The sequence below is a fragment of the Dokdonia ponticola genome (assembly GCF_042653865.1).
GTDB classification, from domain to species: domain Bacteria; phylum Bacteroidota; class Bacteroidia; order Flavobacteriales; family Flavobacteriaceae; genus Dokdonia; species Dokdonia ponticola.
The window spans coordinates 1-18,297 of sequence record NZ_JBHSFV010000006.1; the positions used below are offsets into that span (position 1 = coordinate 1).

The following is an 18,297-nucleotide window of genomic DNA, read 5'->3' on the forward strand; positions in this document are numbered from 1 at the left end:
ACAATTGTAAAATGAGTAATTAATAACTCAGGTAGAATTAACTTTAATAAGTCTAAGGACAGTTCCATTTTTTTTACAAAAATCCAACTTCTATTTTAATTCACACACAACTTTTAGGAATGATCCCGGGAATCTCATTTTTTTTTAGATAAAGTAGTGTGAGAAAAGTTACCACGTAAGTGTTTTAGATATATCTAGGTAAGGTTTCCGCCTCTGTCGGCTGACAGGCAGGTCTGTGGGAATGAAAGGTTCTATTTGGGTGTGTTGCGGAAAGTTTAGAATAAAATGTCTTTCGGAATGTAAGTGTGAGATTCCCGCCTCTGTCTGCCGACAGGCAGGTTCGCGGAATGAATTAACAAGCCTCCATTCCTGGAAAAGCCAGCATTTCACCCATGCCGACCGTGAAAAGCCAGTTGCCATACACAGCGTGCTCTATGGAGACTAAGGTAGTCGATTTTGTTTGGGTATAGGTGTAGGCAAATAGTAAACCGCCTATAAAGGTGAGAACGGTCACTAGCGTATTGCGCAAAAATAAATGTGCTAAGCAAAATACAATGGCATTAACGAATATGAAGATTTTTTTGTTGCTAAATAAAAACGCATAGCGTTCAAAGAAAAAAGTACGATAAATCACTTCTTGAGGCCATACCGATAAAAAGGTATAGACAAATAGAATCGTGATCCATACATCAGGTTTATTGAGAGGGACACAAAATAGGGCAGAAGCATCCATCACATAGACGTATAAGGTTGTGACCACGGCAATTCCAAAAAACTTGATGACCGTTGTTTTTCCAAACGCTTGCCAGTCAATTTCTTTATGGAGTTTTAAACGAACGTCTGTTCTTTTAAACATCACAAACAGCAAATAGATAAATGCCACCAAAACAGAAGCGCCCTTGATCCTAAAATCATACGGGAGTAGTAGACTGAGCGGGAGTGCTATAAAAAGCACAAAAAATTCGGTAGCGAGGTATTTGGGTAGATGCATCTTAAAGCGGATTCTATGTTAACTATACTAGTTGAAATGTGTATGTTTATTTTTTCCTTGATGAAAAAACGAACCAAAAAAATCAAGACTTAATAAGCTTTTCCTCGATAATCGAGATTTAAATGCTCCGAGGCTTGACTCGAAATTGAATGTTTTTTCTTAAAGTGCCTCGTGGACTTACCCCGAAGTAGTTTACTGAAAATTTCTTTTGCTACGGTACAAAAATAAAGTTTTTAGATTTTTATACCATTTACCAATTGAATTTACAGTAATAAAACACCCTTTTTTCCTTTCTATTTCACAAGAAAAAAGAAACCGTAGCTTAGGCTATGCTTTAGTTTTCTTTCTCATATAAAGAAAAAAATCATCGTTTTCTTTTCCAGTAAATTCAATTAATAACAGGTATTAATTGTTATTTCATAAGGATCCTATTATTCCTTATTTATGGATTTTTAGCTTGCAACGATTTTTGTTTTACCCTTCGCTTCAATTCATTTTTAACGTAAAACCTTGTTAGGTCAAGGTATTTTTGATCTTTTTGTAAAATCATAAAAGGTTATAAATAAACCACAAAATTTCACGTAAATACTTAAATAGCTATCGCAGTGGTATGTTTCACTTCATTAATCACAAACGAACTGTGGGTGCTTCCTATATGGTCTAGAGTGGTGAGTTTGGTCACCATAAACTCCCGGAATTCGTTGATATCTGCGACCAGTACTTTAATAATATAATCATAATCTCCGCTTACGTGATAACACTCTACCACTTCTTCTATGGCGAGAACTGCTTTTTCAAAGGCTGTGAGGTATTCTTTGCGGTGTTGTATGAGTTTAATATGACACAACACCACAAAATCACGGTGTACTTTTGCTTTATTCAGTAGTCCTACATACCGCTCAATAATTCCTTCGCGCTCTAGTTTTTTGATCCGTTCATATACGGCTGTCACCGATAAATTAAGCAGCCCAGAAAGCTCTTTATTGGTCTTTTTACAATCTTCTTGGAGATATCCCAAGAGTTTTTTATCAATAGCATCAAAGGTCATACAGAAAATATGTCTAGTGGTTAGGTTACTTTATACGCTTTCGCGAAAGCGTATACTGCAAAAATATAATAATTATAGTTTATTTTTCTAAATATTACATCAATCATTGATTAATCATCTGCAATAGTGTAATTTTGATGTATAAATTATTAATCAGCATACAGGCTTTTATGAGTCCTATGCTATAAAAATACATTACTATGGCGTATAAACCTGCAAATAAAATTCAAGATTTACAGTATTTTGGAGAATTCGGAGGGGTGAATCCTTCTATTTCGGATAGTTCGACCTACACCTTTCTATCTGCCAAAACCATGTTTGATACTTTTGAAGGCGATGCCGACGGATGTTATTTATACTCGCGTCACAGTACGCCGTCCAATCTGTATTTAGGCGAAGCGCTGGCTGCGATGGAAGATACCGAAACTGCCAATGTAGCTGCCAGTGGAATGGGTGCGATTACGCCTGTTTTATTACAGTTATGTGAAGCAGGAGATCATATCGTATCGAGTAGAACGATTTACGGAGGGACGTATGCATTCTTAAAAAACTTTACTCCACGATTCGGAATTTCTACCAGTTTTGTAGATATCACCGATTTAGAAAAAGTGGAAGCGGCCATTACCCCACAAACCAAAGTATTGTATTGTGAGTCGGTGAGCAACCCATTACTAGAAATTGCCGATTTGGAGGCGTTGAGTGCGCTTTCGCGAAAGCATAACCTTCAGCTTGTCGTTGATAATACCTTCGCTCCACTATCCATTACGCCCGTAAAACACGGAGCCGATATTGTGATACATAGTTTGACAAAATTCATTAACGGCTCTTCAGATACGGTAGGAGGCGTAGTGTGCGGAAGTCAGGCATTGATCGATCAGTTGCGGAATGTGAATGACGGGGCGAGTATGTTATTAGGATCGACCATGGACAGTTTGCGTGCAGCATCGATTTTAAAGAACTTACGCACCTTGCATATTAGGATGAAACAGCATAGCCATAATGCGATGTATCTTGCCAATCGTTTTGAAGCAGATGGCTTGCGTACCGTATATCCGGGATTGGCATCACATCCGAGTCATGCCGTATTTAAACGTATGATGAATGAAGAATATGGATTTGGAGGTATGTTAACCATTGATGTAGGTTCGCTGGATAAAGCCAATGCACTTATGGAATTAATGCAAGAACGTAACTTAGGATATTTAGCGGTGAGTTTAGGGTTTTATAAGACCTTATTCAGTGCGCCAGGTACGTCGACTTCTTCAGAAATTCCAGAAGATGAGCAAGCAGCAATGGGGCTTACCGATGGTTTGATTCGTTTTTCTATCGGATTGGATAATGATATTGAACGTACGTATGAAGAGATGAAAAGGTGTATGTATGAAGTAGGTGTTTTTGAAGCTGCTACTTTGGTATAACAAAGAATATTAAATAAACCCGCATTATGCATTAGAAAATCTATTACAACTTAAATAAGCTTCAAAATATACCGTTACACTACATTTTTAAGTTTAACCATAGCGATGCTATGCTAAAACTCAGAAAATGCCATATTTTATTACTTCTTTAAGCATCATTACGAAGTTCTAATGCATAATACGGGATAAACACTCATAAAAAACCCCGCTGTAAGGCGGGGTTTCTGGTTTGAATAGATTCTTGTTTAGGGATTTAGGATCTATCTGCTTCGTGTATTATTTAAGACCTTCTACAAGGTTTTCTAATCTACGAAGACGTGATTCAAGCAACTCAATTTTTTTAGTTTGTGATTCTATAATTTCTTGTTTTTCTTTTAAAGCAATTTATACATAGCGTACCGTATTCATACTTCTAGTAAAAAAAACAGATGATCTACTTGTTCTATTTATTTCTAAAGCCCAAGAGCAGCGTGACTACCAAAGGTATTGTTGTAAAAAATAATCATTTCATTTTACTATTTAGATTTGGGGTGGTAAACATAAAACTTATTCAAATTACGTGAATTAGCAATCTCATTATTACCGGTGATCGGCGTTGAAACACCGACGAAAAGCACAAATAAAAACATTTTTTTTGATATTTTACTATAAAAACACCTTTTTTTTATGGTAAAGCCGTAAAAACAATGTAGTTATATCTCATAAAGACCTATCTACTATTTTAGATAAAATGGTTACATTGTGCCTTTAAAATAAACATTACATGAACAGTCAAACAGAAGATAGTAAGAATCAAAATATTGTAGAAAATAAAGAGCTGAATATTTGGGAAGCGCTCATTCCAGTGTTGGCTTTGGTCGGCATGCTTGCCTTTAATGTTTTTGTCTTTGGGGATTCTGCTCTAGATGGATCTAATCAATTTGTCTTGCTATTGGGAGCGGCAGTGGCTGCCATTGTAGGTCACTTTAATAAAGTGAACTATAAAAAAATGGTAGAAGAAGTTGCCCAAAATGTAAAATCTACCACAGGTGCACTCCTTATTTTATTAATGGTAGGTGCATTAGCAGGAACTTGGCTATTAAGCGGTATTATACCCACTATGATTTATTACGGATTGCAAATTTTAAACCCTACTATCTTTTTAGCAGCGTGTGTCATTATATGTGCTGTGATCTCCATAGCAACGGGAAGTAGCTGGACTACCTCTGCAACAGTTGGTATTGCGCTTATTGGTATTGCAAGTGCGTTGGATATCTCATTAGGAATGACCGCTGGAGCCGTATTATCTGGCGCCTATTTTGGAGACAAATTATCTCCTATGAGTGATACAACAAATCTTGCTCCAGCCATGGCAGGAACCGACTTGTTTACGCATATTAAGTATATGACATTGACTACCGTGCCGACTATTATTGTGACTTTGATTGTTTTTATTGTTTTAGGTTTTACATTAGATACTTCAGGTAGTGCTAATACAGAAGCCATATTGGCTGATATAGAAAAGACATTTACAATTACACCTTGGTTATTTTTGGTGCCTGTGATTGTGATTATACTTATTGTTAAAAAAACACCTCCATTAATAGCTCTTTTAGCAGGAACTTTATTAGGTGCTGTTGCTGCTTTAATTTTTCAACCAGATCTTGTGGTTTTAGCAGCAGGTGGAGAAAAACTTGACTTTACAACAGGCTACAAGGGCATCATGAATGCCATCACTGTAAAAACAACGATACCCACAGATAATGAAATATTGGTAGATCTTTTTTCAGCAAAAGGGATGTATGGTATGTTAAAAACTATATGGCTTATTATCTGTGCTATGGTATTCGGAGGGATTATGGATGCCATTGGTGCTTTAGCACGTATTAGCAAAGCGTTGTTAAAGTTATTTCATACAACCTTTGGTTTATTTGCCAGTACAGTCGCAAGTTGTCTAGCTTTAAATGTTACGGCTAGTGATCAATATTTAGCGATTGTAGTCCCAGGAAAGATGTATAATAAAGCATTTAGAGAAAAAGGGCTAGCGCCTGAAAACTTATCTAGAACACTAGAAGATGCAGGTACTGTGACTTCTGTTCTTGTACCTTGGAATACCTGTGGTGCTTATCAAAGTGGTGTGTTAGGAGTAGGGGTAGGAGAGTATGCTATGTTTGCCATCTTTAATTGGTTAAGTCCATTTATGACCTTATTATTCGCTGCTTTTAACATTAAGATTCGCCAATTAAAAGATGCTGGAAAAGAAGCATAATTATTACTTATAGTTTGCAAAAGATTCTAGCAGTTCTTTGTACGCTTTCGCGAAAGCGTACTCATAAATAACGGAAACAATAACGGGATATCGCTGTTAATTTATTGTTATAACAGACGGGTTTTCTTTTGAAGAAACACGATATTTAACTTCATATTTTCTACATTTACAAAAAAAAATATTTATGGCATCAGTAACCTTAGGGGGAACCCCAGTAAACACAATAAGTAACCTTCCAGAAGTAGGAAGCCCTGCACCCGATTTTACGCTTTCGCGAAATGACTTAACAGCCGCAACTCTCAATGATTATAGAGGTAAAAAGCTGATTTTAAATATATTTCCAAGTGTTGATACCGGTGTTTGCGCACAGTCCATTAGAACGTTTAATGAAAAGGCAAGTGCATTAGAAAACACAGAGGTACTTTGTATTTCACGTGATTTGCCATTTGCTCAAGCTCGTTTTTGTGGTGCAGAGGGTATTGATAATGTAAGCACGCTCTCTGATTTTAAAAGTGGTGAATTTGGAAAGGATTATGGCATCGAGCTTGCTGATGGCGGATTTGAAGGACTTCATGCAAGAGCGATTGTAGTAGTAGATGATAAGGGAAAAGTAACGTATACAGAACTCGTACCAGAAATAGGGCATGAACCTAACTATGAAGCGGCTCTTAATGCATTGTCATAAATGCCTGCCAAGTTTATAAAAGGACGTCTCAAAGGATGTATCTATGCCTTTAAAGGCGGGATCCTATTATTAAAAACGGAAGCAAGTATTCAAGTACAATTTGTCATTGCCATCCTGATTACAATTGCTGGGTTTTATTATGATATTTCCACTACCGAATGGATGATACAAACACTGTGTATCGGGTTGGTTATGGGCATAGAAGGTCTCAATACCGCTGTCGAAGAAATTGCAGATTTTGTGCACCCAGATTTCCATAATAAAATTGGAAAAATAAAAGATATTGCAGCAGGAGCTGTAGGGATTGCCGCCCTTATTGCTGTGATTGTCGCTGGGATTATTTATGTACCTAAGGTGTTTTGATCTTACAAATGTGTGATGATCTAAATACAACTGAAATGTAATTGATTATCCTATTTTATATTACAGTTTAATTCATACCATAAAAGACTAGTCAACGTTCTCACTGTATATAAAAAGTACTAATTGAACACCAAATCATCTATAATTCCGTTTCATATTTGTATTTTTATCGAGACAATTCAATCCAATCAATAGCTTAATGGCTAAAAAGAAAACAACGACCAAAAGCAAACCAAAAAAAGTAAAGACCCCCAGAAAGCCCATCAACCTTAAACTTTCTAGACAGCAACAAATTATACTAGGGAGTTTCTTGTTTTTTCTAGGGATTGCTTTGTTCTTCTCGTTTGTGTCTTATTTATTTACTTGGAAAGTAGACCAAAGTGTGCTTACTGATATAACAAATAGAGAAACGCCAACAGCAAATTGGTTGAGTAAATTTGGGGCGGGTGTTAGTAATTTCTTTATCTACAAGGGATTTGGAGTCTCCGCCTTTATTATCGCCATATTACTTGCTATTTCTGGTGTATATTACTTTTTTGATTACGCAAAAGCAAGACTAAGACAGTTTTGGTTTTGGGGCATTTTAGTCATGTTGTGGCTTTCTATATTTTTTGGATTCTTTCATCAGAAAAATGACCTTTTAGGCGGTCGAGTTGGCTATGAGATTAATGACTATTTACAAGATTATTTGGGACTTATAGGGACTTCTTTTATTATGGTGTTTTTAGCGATTGCTTATGCGGTGATTCGATTAAAATTAACTCCAGATAAAGTAGGTGTCTTCTTTAAGAGTACAAAAGACCAACTCTCTGATGAGTTTACAAAAACAGTCACAGACGCTTCGACGACGACTTCAGATACAGAAATGCCTGTAACTGATAATGCATCAGAAATATCAGAAATAGACACAGAAACAGCTACTGTAAACGATCAAACGTCGACAAAGTCTACGTTTGAAATGAATGTAGAAAATCTGCAACCTACGATAGGGAAAAAGAAAAAACCAAATGTCGTAGACCCTCCTATGGAAGTCAGCGCTCCCGACCCTGAACTTGAAATCACTCCCAAAGTAGGCGACGAGCTTGCCATCGAAATAAAACCAGCTACCGAAGAAAAAGAAGTCAAAAAGAATTTAAGTGATAAATTGGTGAAGGACTTTGGAGAGTTTGATCCAAGGTTAGAGTTAGGTAATTATAAATTCCCGCCTATAGATTTATTAAAAGATTACACAGGAGGGCAGGGCATAACGATCAATCAAGAAGAACTTGAAGAGAATAAAAACAAAATTGTAGAGACCTTAAATAACTACAAAATTGGCATTGCAAATATTAAAGCGACCGTAGGACCTACAGTGACTTTATACGAAATTGTGCCAGATGCAGGTGTACGTATCTCAAAAATTAAAAACTTAGAAGACGATATTGCCTTGTCATTAAGTGCATTAGGGATTCGTATCATTGCGCCTATTCCGGGGAAAGGAACTATTGGTATTGAAGTGCCTAACAAAAATCCAAGAATCGTATCGATGCGATCTGCGGTAGCATCACGTAAATTTCAGGAGGCAGAAATGGAACTTCCCTTAACGCTCGGTAAAACGATTTCTAATGAAACTTTTGTAGTAGATCTTGCCAAAATGCCTCACTTACTCATGGCAGGAGCCACAGGACAAGGAAAATCGGTAGGATTAAATGCCATACTTGCTTCATTACTTTATAAAAAACACCCCGCCGAAGTTAAGTTCGTACTCGTTGATCCTAAGAAAGTAGAACTTACCTTATTCAACAAAATAGAACGTCATTATCTAGCAAAATTACCAGATACTGAAGAAGCCATTATTACCGATAACTCTAAAGTAATTAATACTCTCAATTCGCTCTGTATTGAGATGGACGCTCGCTATGATATGCTCAAGGATGCGATGTGTCGTAATATAAAAGAGTATAATGCAAAATTTAAAGCGCGTAAACTTAACCCGAATAATGGACACAAATTCTTACCTTATATTGTATTGGTTGTAGATGAGTTTGCAGACTTGATCATGACTTCAGGTAAAGAAGTTGAAACCCCCATTGCGCGTCTGGCACAACTTGCCCGTGCTATCGGGATACATCTTATTATAGCTACACAACGTCCTTCTGTAAATGTAATAACAGGTATTATTAAAGCCAACTTCCCAGCACGTATCGCTTTTAGAGTCACGTCAAAAATTGATAGCCGAACTATTTTGGACACCTCTGGCGCAGATCAATTAATAGGACGTGGAGATATGTTATACACACAAGGAAATGATGTAGTTCGTATTCAATGTGCTTTTGTAGACACCCCAGAAGTTGAGCGTATTGTAGAGTATATAGGAGGACAAAAAGCGTATCCAGATGCGCACCTATTACCAGAATATATTGGAGAAGAAAGTGGCACGAGTCTTGATATAGATGCGAGTGATAGAGATAAGCTCTTCCGTGAAGCGGCAGAAGTTTTAATTATTGCACAACAGGGAAGCGCTTCTTTATTACAACGAAAACTCAAACTAGGATATAACAGAGCGGGACGTCTTATAGATCAGCTGGAAGCAGCAGGGATTGTAGGACCATTTGAAGGTAGTAAAGCGCGTCAAGTGCTTATATCAGATATGGCCGCTTTGGACCAACTTTTAAATAATGAAAAAAATGAATAAGATTCGTATGCGATTTTTAATGAGTGTGGTATGTATACTGGGAGGGTTCGCTTTCGCGAAAGCGCAATCAGCCCAATCTTTACTTAAAGAAGTAGATGCCAAAGTAAAGACCTATAAAAATATAGACATCGACTTTAAGTATGCACTTTCCAATGAAGTTCAAGGCGTTAATCAAGAAACTAAAGGAAGTGTGGTGCTGAAAGGAGACCTGTATGTATTAAACTTATTAGGAACAACACAAATTTTTGATGGCAAGAGTATCTATACCATTGTTCCTGAAAATACAGAGGTGACTATTAGTGATGTAAGTGATCAAGATGAAAATGAGATTACTCCTTCAAAAATGCTCTCTTTCTTTAATGATGGGTATACTCAAAAAATGGATATTACTCAAAAAATAAACGGTCGTACTATACAGTATGTAAAACTCACTCCTATGGACTCCAATAGCGAGGTAAAGCATACGCTATTAGGTATAGATACCACCACAAAGCATATTTATAGATTGATTATTGTACAAAAAAATGACACAAAAATCACGATTACGGTGAACTCATTCAAACCAAATCAACCATTGTCTGGCAACACCTTTTTATTTGACAAGAGTAAATATGCCGACTATTATATCAATAGAATCTAAAGGAGATTAACAAAATATAACAGTAGCTGTACAAAAGTAATGGACTAGGTATTGTACTTTTGTTTTCGATTTCCTACTTAATGAAAATACTAGATCGTTATATTCTTTTTACATATGTAAAAACATTTTTGAGCATCTTTATTATACTGATGTTCATTTTTGTTTTACAAAGTGTTTGGCTCTATATCCAAGAGCTTGCAGGGCGCGATCTCGATTTTAGCGTTATTCTTAAATTCTTATTATTTGTTACGCCTAGTCTAGTAACCCTCGTCCTACCCCTCTCTGTATTGCTCACTAGTATTATGACCTTTGGTAATTTTGCTGAAAACTATGAGTTTGCAGCCATGAAATCCACAGGGATCTCTCTACAAAGAGCCATGAAAAGTCTGATTGTATTCATTAGTTTTTTAGGAATTACCTCGTTTTTATTTGCCAACTATGTCATCCCAGCTTCTCAATATGAGTTTAGAAACCTACGTAATAATATAGGAAAATTAAAACCTGCCATGATTATACGTTCAGGGCAGTTTAATGAAATAGGTGATGATATCAATATCCGTGTCGCAAGTAAATATGGGGAACGAGATCAATACCTTACAGATGTCATTATACATCAAAAAGAACCAGGACGTGTCGGAAATTTTACGGTGATTAAAGCCAAAGAAGGAGAGCTTATCAGTTCGCTAGACTCACCTATACTCTCATTAAAATTAACAGATGGAAATTACTATAGCGAAGTAAATCCTAATGGAGATTATAAAAAGAAAAAAAGAGAACCCTTTGCAAAGAGTTATTTTGAAACCTACACCTTGAATATTGATTTAGGAAGCCTGGATGATGTAAATCTTGATGATAAAGGAATAGATAACTCCTATCAAATGCTTAATGTAAAAGAGTTAGACTCCTCATTACAGGTATTATCTGAAAGATACACAAAAAGTAGAATTGATTTCGGAACTACTTTTATAAATAAAACGAATTTCAGCCCCATCAATGATTTTAAATTACCAGAGCTAGATACCATACAAGAAGTCCTTTTAGATAATTATAATCTTACAGATAAAGTCGCCATTCTACAAGCGGTGAAGTCCACTATAAACAACTCGATTACTTCTATAGAGAGACGAAAGAAAATACACGCATTGGATGTAAAACGGTTGAATAAATTTGAGATAGCTATTCACGAAAAATATGTGCTTGGTTTTAGTTGTATTGTATTGTTCTTTGTGGGAGCACCACTTGGAGCGATTATACGTAAAGGCGGACTAGGGCTTCCTATTGTGGTTGGTGTCGTACTATTCCTAACCTTTCACTTTATCGGTATTTTTGCAAAAAACAGTGCAGAAGATGGTACGATTTCAGCATTTACAGCAAGTTGGTTAAGTACCTTTATTACACTACCCATAGGCGTCTATCTTACCTATAGAGCCACTACAGACCAAGGACTTATTGACTTAGATCCTATTCGTTTATTCCTTCAAAAAATCTTTGGAAAGAAGAAAAAAGAAGAAGTGGTCATTGAAGAAAAAATAGAATATACCTTAACAGCCGAAGAAGAAGCTATTCTGGACGGCCGATCTATCAATCAGTTGAAGGAACTAGTAAAAAGTTTTGATGATAATAACCATGATTTTAGACCTGCCGTAAAGTATGGAGCACTTGATCGATTAGCTGCGTTAGGAATAACAAAAGAAAATCTAAAGTCACAAGGGTTTTTGTAAACGTTATTTGTGATTTGATTTTTGAGATTTGATAATTTGCTTTTTATAGAAACCTCAATTAGTAATTTATAGTTATTGATTTCTAGCATATCCTTATCTTTGTACTCTAAAATATAAGCTATGCAAGTGAGTGCAGAACGTACAACCCAACTCCACACCATTCAAGAAGCAATAGAAGATATCAGACAAGGGAAAGTCATCATTGTTGTAGATGATGAAGACCGTGAGAATGAAGGAGATTTTGTAGCTGCCGCAAGCGCTGCCACGCCAGAAATGATCAATTTTATGGCAACACACGGGCGCGGGCTCATTTGCACTCCTATTACAGAAGATCGTTGTGATGAGTTGCAACTCAACATGATGGTGACAAGCAATACAGACCCTATGGAAACGGCCTTTACCGTTTCTATTGATCTTAAAGGAAAAGGAGTGACCACTGGAATCTCCGCTACAGATCGTGCTAAAACCGTTAGAGCCCTCGTTGATCCAACTATAAAACCTTATGACTTAAGTAGACCTGGACATATTTTTCCGCTTAAAGCGAAAGAAGGGGGTGTTTTACGTCGTACGGGACATACCGAAGCCGCTATTGACTTTGCAAGACTCGCAGGATTTGATCCCGCTGGCGTGATTGTAGAGATTATGAATGAAGACGGTACCATGGCACGTTTACCACAGCTCCTTGCAGTCGCTGAAAAATTTGACTTAAAAATCGTTTCTATAGAGGATCTTGTGGCCTATCGTATGGAACATGATAGCCTTATCGAGAAAAAAGACGATTTTGATATTCAAACACGTTTCGGGGATTACAGACTTCGTGCGTACAAGCAAACGACAAATGACCAAGTGCATATTGCCTTAACCAAAGGACATTGGGCTGTTGATGAACCCGTACTAGTGCGTGTGAACTCCACACAAATCAATAATGATATTTTAGGAACGCTGACCAATAATGTTGATAAAAAGCTAGATGATATGTTTAGTGCGATTAATAAAGCTGGCAAAGGCGCTATTGTTTTTATCAATCAAGATAACGGTTCGATGAACCTTTTAGGACGCTTGAGCGAACTCAAAAAACGTCAGAAAGAAGGAGAAATGAAAGCACCTAATATCGTCATGGATTCCAAAGATTTTGGAATTGGGGCTCAGATTCTGCACGATCTTTCTATTTCAAAAATAAAATTACTTTCTAATAGTGATACGACCAAGCGTGTAGGAATGATAGGCTATGGCCTTGAAATCGTAGAACGTGTAGGTTACTAATAATATTCCAAGCCACCCAATCCCCAAAGGGGGGGCTTTCACTCAAATCCCAAAAGCAAAGACTTAAAATTAAAAAATGGAGTAACACTCTATTTTAGACTACTACTCTATTTTTCAGAGAGTAAAATGTGCTTGAGTAAGAATTACCCCTTCGGAGGCTAGGGGGCAAGCTTCAAAACAATTAAGGATAAACTTTTAAACTCAAGCAACGGTTCGTACCTTTGTAACACTATCTTAAAACAAACTTATGAGTTCATACGATGTAGCCGTCATAGGCTCTGGACCTGGTGGATATGTAGCAGCAATTCGTTGCGCACAACTAGGGATGAAAACTGCCATTATAGAGAAGTATAACACCCTAGGAGGAACCTGCCTTAACGTAGGATGTATCCCTTCAAAAGCACTACTAGATTCTTCACACCACTATGAAGATGCTGTAAAGCATTTTGAAGAACATGGTATCGAAGTAGGCGATGTAAAATTCAACTTAGAAAAAATGATTTCCCGTAAGCAAGGTGTTGTTGATATGACCACCAAAGGGATTGATTTTTTAATGGGTAAAAATAACATTGATGTATTTCATGGAGTTGGGTCCTTTAAAGATGCTACTCATATCCAAATAGAGGGTGAAAAGAAAGAAACCATCGAGGCAAAGCATACGATTATTGCCACAGGGTCGAAGCCAAGTACGCTTCCTTTTATCACGTTGGACAAAGAACGTATCATCACCTCTACAGAAGCCTTAAAGCTCAAAGAAGTACCTAAGCACATGATCGTGATAGGGGGTGGTGTTATAGGACTGGAACTTGGACAAGTCTATAAACGTCTCGGTGCTGAAGTAACGGTTATTGAATATATGGATCGTATCATCGCAGGAATGGATGGCGCACAGAGTAAAGAAATGCTTAAAGTATTCAAGAAACAAAAAATGAAATTTGCGTTGTCTCATGGTGTAACAGCTGTAGAGCGTAATGGAGACGAAATCACGGTAAAAGCAAATAACCTTAAAAAAGACGAAGAAGTCGAATTTAAAGGTGATTATGTGTTGGTAGCTGTTGGGCGTCATGCCTATACAGAAGGGCTTAATCTTGACGCAGTAGGGATTCCTACGGATAAGCGAGGGAAAGTAGAAGTAAACGAGCATTTACAAACGAAGGTGTCTAATATCTATGCGATAGGGGATGTGATTGAAGGCGCGATGCTCGCGCATAAAGCCGAAGAAGAAGGTGTTTTTGTTGCCGAAACCATTGCAGGTCAAAAACCACATATCAATTACAACCTAATTCCAGGGGTTGTATATACCTGGCCAGAAGTAGCTTCTGTAGGAAAAACAGAAGAGCAACTGAAAGAAGCAGGTGTTGCCTACAAATCAGGACAGTTCCCAATGCGCGCCTTAGGGCGTAGCCGTGCGAGTGGTGATGTAGATGGATTTGTGAAGATTCTTGCAGACAAAGATACCGATGAAGTATTAGGTGTTCACATGGTAGGCGCTCGTGTAGCCGATTTAATTTCAGAAGGGGTTACCGCAATGGAATTCCGTGCAAGTGCAGAAGATATTGCACGTATGAGTCACGCACACCCTACCTATGCTGAAGCTGTCAAAGAAGCCGCACTCGCAGCAACCGAAGATAGAGCTTTACACGTGTAAAGAGTAGCTGTTTTAAGAAGTGTAGCGCATTTAAAACAGAATAACCCTATATCCCGCGCTCGTCGCGGGTTTATTTTTAATACAATACGACGTTATTTAGTTACTTTTTATGTACAGAAAGACGCTTAAAATATCTATTATATTCCTCTACTTAATCATCATAGCAGGGGCTGTTGTACGAATGACAGGAAGCGGAATGGGATGTCCAGATTGGCCTAAATGTTTTGGTTTTTATATCCCACCAACAGAAGAAACGCAATTGCAATGGACACCCAATACCAATTTTAAAGAGGGACAAATGATCATCATTAATGAGTCTTTGCGTATTGCTCCTAAAGATTTTACATCTGCAACGGCGTATACAGAATCCAATTGGTCGACCTATGACAAGCACGATTATGCGGCGTTTAATGTTTGGCATACGTGGATTGAGTATATCAATCGGTTAGTCACGGTGCTGGCAGGGATTCCTATTTTATTGATGATCATCAGTGCTTTTTGGTATTGGAAACGACGTCCGTGGCTTATTTTTGGTTCCTTCTTTGTGCTACCACTTATGGGATTTCAAGCGTGGCTGGGAAAACAAGTGGTAGACTCTAATTTACTTCCCGTTAAGATTACCATACACATGATTGCCGCGCTCGTTATCGTTGCATTGTTATTGTATTTATGGTTCAAATCACAGGAAAAGGAAAGTAGTTTAGGTACGCTTTCGCGAAAGCGGACAACCTATGACTCTCAATTTAGAAATTTAGTACTACTTGCAGTTGTGTTGACTTTAGTACAGGTGGCTTTTGGAACGCAAGTACGTCAATATGTAGATGAGCAAGTGATGGTTGTAGGCTATGATGCCAAAGATCAATGGTTGAACCCACCTACTATTATGTTTTACGTACACCGATCGTTTTCGATACTCGTGACAGTACTCAACCTATACCTTTTCTGGCGCAACCGAAAGTATCTGTTAGGTCACACACGTTTATTGAATTGGGTGTTGTTCTTAATCGCTTTAGAAGTGATCACAGGGATTCTAATGTACTACGTTGATTTCCCGTTTGGAACACAACCGCTACACCTTGTGTTAGCTTCATTGCTATTTGGGGTACAGTTTTATGTGTTGTTGTGGAGTATGAGAAGGAAGGAAGAAGTAGGGGTTGCATAACAAACAGATTTTCTAGAGAGAAAGCTTTAGCTTAGGAATGAACATATTTCTATGGTTTTCGTAGCCAACCTAGAATTTGGGGGTTGTCAATATGCCATTTTCCATCTGTATTTTTTAATGTGTAGGTTTCTCTTGAACTGCCAAATGGTCCCGGGTTTTGTTGGATGATTTCTACTTCTTTTTCGGTTACTTTTGAGATAATTGAAACATGACCATATTTATTAAATAAGGTTCCTGAATACACCACTAAATCATCCACCTCTGGTTTGGATGTACTTGGATTGGTATATTGACGTAAGTTTCGTTGTGTATTAATCATAGCATCTTTAATGCTAGGAAGAAAGAAATCTTTTGCGTGACCATAACTATCGGGCATTTTATGGTCTAAGGCCTCATAATAATAGCGTTTTACAAATTCGACACATTGATATTTTAATCCAATGTTGTACCCATCCTTAGTGACTTCTCTTCCTTCCACGTTCCCAACACCACCATTATAATATACATAAACACCTTCCAAACTATCTATTTTCTGTCCTATGGTGTATTTTGGGTTGAGATTTGTTTTTTTTGACATAAAGAAACCAATAGCTACGATGGCTAGTATTGCAATGATAAGTACCCGTTTTTTATTCAAAAGTATTTTTTTTGACGTTTTAGGAACTACAGGACAGCATAGAGCAGCCTACTTTATTTCGGGCCCATTCGGGACGTTTGGCAAACCAATGTTCGTATGCAGGTTGTTCATCATATGGGTGTTTTAATAGGTTGTGTATTTCTTCAAGGAGCTCATAATTGTCTTTGTTTGCTTCATCAATCACGAGTTGTGAGATATAATTACGCAACACATATTTTGGGTTGACACGATTCATTTGTACAGTTCGCTCTTCGTCACTGAGACGTTCTTGCGAGAGCCGTTTTTGATAGGCAGTGAACCATGTTTCCCAGTCAGAACGAATAGTGCCTGCGATTTCTTCAGGTTTGTAAAAGGCCGCTTTTAGGCTTTTAGTCGGCACTTCGATATGCTTCGTGTGACTTTCTGTTTCCGCTTTCGCACTTCGGCTTCGTTCCGTGTGAACTTCGGCTTCGCCGAAAGCAAAAAAAGAATTTTTCACATCTGTAGATTCCTCCTTTGATATCTGAGCGAGATTCCGAAAGAAAATGGTCATATCGGTTTCTGATGCTTGGAGATTTTTCTCTAGATCGGTGATGAGTTGGATATCAGCTTCTAGCGCCAATTGGAGCCCTAATTTTTCACGCATCATCGCGATATATTTTTTAGGATATTCTGTGTGATACGTTTGCAAAATGGCTTCAAGTGGTGCGGCATCTTCAATTAGCGGGAAGAGCGCATTGGCAAGTTGTAAGAGATTCCACAGTCCTATTTGCGGTTGATTCCCAAAACGATAACGTTTGTTTTGACGATCAGTTGTATTAGGTGTCCAACCAGGATCATAGCCTTCTAACCACCCATAAGGGCCATAATCTATCGTAAGACCTAGGATAGACATATTATCGGTATTCATGACGCCATGTACAAAGCCTACGCGTTGCCAGTGGACAATCATTTCTAGTGTGTTTTGAACCACTTCGTTAAAGAAGCCTACATAGTTTTCTTTCGTTCCGCCTTCATATTGGGGATAAAAATGCCGAATGGTATAATCGACCAATGTTTTAAGTGTTTCTGTATCCTGCCGACTGGCAAAGATTTCAAAATTTCCAAAACGTATAAAACTCGGTGCTACACGACAGACAATGGCTCCTTTTTCATAGTCGGCATTGCCGTCATATAACATATCTCTCAGTACCTTATCACCAGAGAGCGATAATGATAATGATCGTGTGGTAGGCACTCCTAAATGATACATTGCCTCACTGCATAGATGTTCTCGTACAGAAGATCTAAGTACCGCTAGACCATCTGCGGTTCGAGAGTATGGGGTTGCGCCAGCACCTTTAAGCTGTAATGCCCAGCGTTTATTTTGATGTGTGACTTCGGTGAGATTAATAGCTCTACCGTCTCCTAATTGTCCTGCCCAATGCCCAAACTGATGACCACCATAACACATCGCATAGGGAGTGGTATCCTCCAAGACTGTAGCTCCAGTGACCATGTGTAAAAATCGTTGGGAGGCTAGATCGTCTTCAGAGAGTCCAAGTGTCTTTGCCATTTCTTTAGAAACATGCGCTAAAGAGGGAGCCGATGGAACTCTAGGAGTTACATATGAAAAACAGGCTTTTTCTACCTGTCTCCTTGTATTTTGAATAATAGGATCGGCTGGAAGCTCTTTGGTGAAGGTAGGATCTATATGTAATCGCATACAATTGTTTTAAATAAGAGTTACCAAAGTTACAACGACTTATTTGATCTTCATACAAGATACTGAAACTACAGATCTGATTCTTAAAAAAGGATATTATTTGAGGTGTCTTGAT

14 protein-coding genes are annotated in these 18,297 nt (G+C 37.8%); 10 read left to right on the plus strand and 4 right to left on the minus strand.

Annotated elements, in window-relative coordinates:
- Positions 1–352: 352 nt before the first annotated feature.
- A complete protein-coding gene (locus ACFO3O_RS10740) occupies positions 353–991 on the minus strand; it encodes a CPBP family intramembrane glutamic endopeptidase (protein WP_379978613.1) in 639 nt (212 codons plus the stop codon).
- Positions 992–1,580: 589 nt separating this feature from the next.
- A complete protein-coding gene (locus tag ACFO3O_RS10745) occupies positions 1,581–2,039 on the minus strand; it encodes an Lrp/AsnC family transcriptional regulator (RefSeq protein WP_379978614.1) in 459 nt (152 codons plus the stop codon).
- A gap of 200 nt (positions 2,040–2,239) precedes the next feature.
- Here ACFO3O_RS10745 and ACFO3O_RS10750 point away from each other — a divergent pair, with 200 nt between their 5' ends.
- The 10 genes from ACFO3O_RS10750 (at position 2,240) to ACFO3O_RS10795 (ending at position 15,861) form a co-directional block, all read left to right on the plus strand.
- A complete protein-coding gene (locus ACFO3O_RS10750; RefSeq protein ID WP_379978615.1) occupies positions 2,240–3,457 on the plus strand; it encodes an aminotransferase class I/II-fold pyridoxal phosphate-dependent enzyme in 1,218 nt (405 codons plus the stop codon).
- Positions 3,458–4,220: 763 nt separating this feature from the next.
- Positions 4,221–5,705: a Na+/H+ antiporter NhaC gene (gene nhaC / locus ACFO3O_RS10755; RefSeq protein ID WP_379978616.1), complete on the plus strand. Its 1,485-nt coding sequence runs from the start codon at positions 4,221–4,223 to the stop codon at positions 5,703–5,705.
- 184 nt (positions 5,706–5,889) lie between these two features.
- The gene (tpx, locus tag ACFO3O_RS10760; protein ID WP_379978617.1) at positions 5,890–6,390 is read left to right on the plus strand and encodes a thiol peroxidase; all 501 of its coding nucleotides are present in this window, start codon (positions 5,890–5,892) and stop codon (positions 6,388–6,390) included.
- Positions 6,391–6,753, plus strand: a complete 363-nt coding sequence (locus ACFO3O_RS10765) for a diacylglycerol kinase (RefSeq protein ID WP_379978618.1) — start codon at positions 6,391–6,393, stop codon at positions 6,751–6,753.
- Between the two features lie 199 nt (positions 6,754–6,952).
- Complete coding sequence (locus tag ACFO3O_RS10770; RefSeq protein WP_379978619.1) at positions 6,953–9,427, plus strand: DNA translocase FtsK; 2,475 nt, start codon at positions 6,953–6,955, stop codon at positions 9,425–9,427.
- Positions 9,420–10,067 carry an outer membrane lipoprotein periplasmic chaperone LolA1 gene (lolA1, locus tag ACFO3O_RS10775; protein WP_379978620.1) on the plus strand — a complete coding sequence of 216 codons (648 nt, stop codon included), beginning with the start codon at positions 9,420–9,422 and terminating at the stop codon, positions 10,065–10,067. Before ACFO3O_RS10770 ends, lolA1 begins: the two co-directional genes overlap by 8 nt.
- A gap of 80 nt (positions 10,068–10,147) precedes the next feature.
- Entirely contained in the window at positions 10,148–11,788 is a 1,641-nt protein-coding gene (locus ACFO3O_RS10780; RefSeq protein WP_379978621.1) for an LptF/LptG family permease, read from the plus strand.
- 120 nt (positions 11,789–11,908) lie between these two features.
- A complete protein-coding gene (gene ribB, locus ACFO3O_RS10785; protein WP_379978622.1) occupies positions 11,909–13,051 on the plus strand; it encodes a 3,4-dihydroxy-2-butanone-4-phosphate synthase in 1,143 nt (380 codons plus the stop codon).
- Positions 13,052–13,298: 247 nt separating this feature from the next.
- Positions 13,299–14,699 (plus strand): dihydrolipoyl dehydrogenase, encoded by a 1,401-nt coding sequence (gene lpdA / locus ACFO3O_RS10790; protein WP_379978623.1) that lies wholly within the window; start codon positions 13,299–13,301, stop codon positions 14,697–14,699.
- Positions 14,700–14,808: 109 nt separating this feature from the next.
- On the plus strand, positions 14,809–15,861 hold the full coding sequence (locus ACFO3O_RS10795) for a COX15/CtaA family protein (RefSeq protein WP_379978624.1): 1,053 nt from the start codon (positions 14,809–14,811) through the stop codon (positions 15,859–15,861).
- Between the two features lie 49 nt (positions 15,862–15,910).
- Here ACFO3O_RS10795 and ACFO3O_RS10800 read toward each other — a convergent pair whose 3' ends face one another.
- Together ACFO3O_RS10800 and ACFO3O_RS10805 are read right to left on the minus strand one after the other, a co-directional pair.
- On the minus strand, positions 15,911–16,498 hold the full coding sequence (locus tag ACFO3O_RS10800) for a CHAP domain-containing protein (protein ID WP_379978625.1): 588 nt from the start codon (positions 16,496–16,498) through the stop codon (positions 15,911–15,913).
- Positions 16,499–16,517: 19 nt separating this feature from the next.
- Positions 16,518–18,182 (minus strand): protein adenylyltransferase SelO, encoded by a 1,665-nt coding sequence (locus tag ACFO3O_RS10805; RefSeq protein WP_379978626.1) that lies wholly within the window; start codon positions 18,180–18,182, stop codon positions 16,518–16,520.
- Positions 18,183–18,297 lie beyond the last annotated feature (115 nt).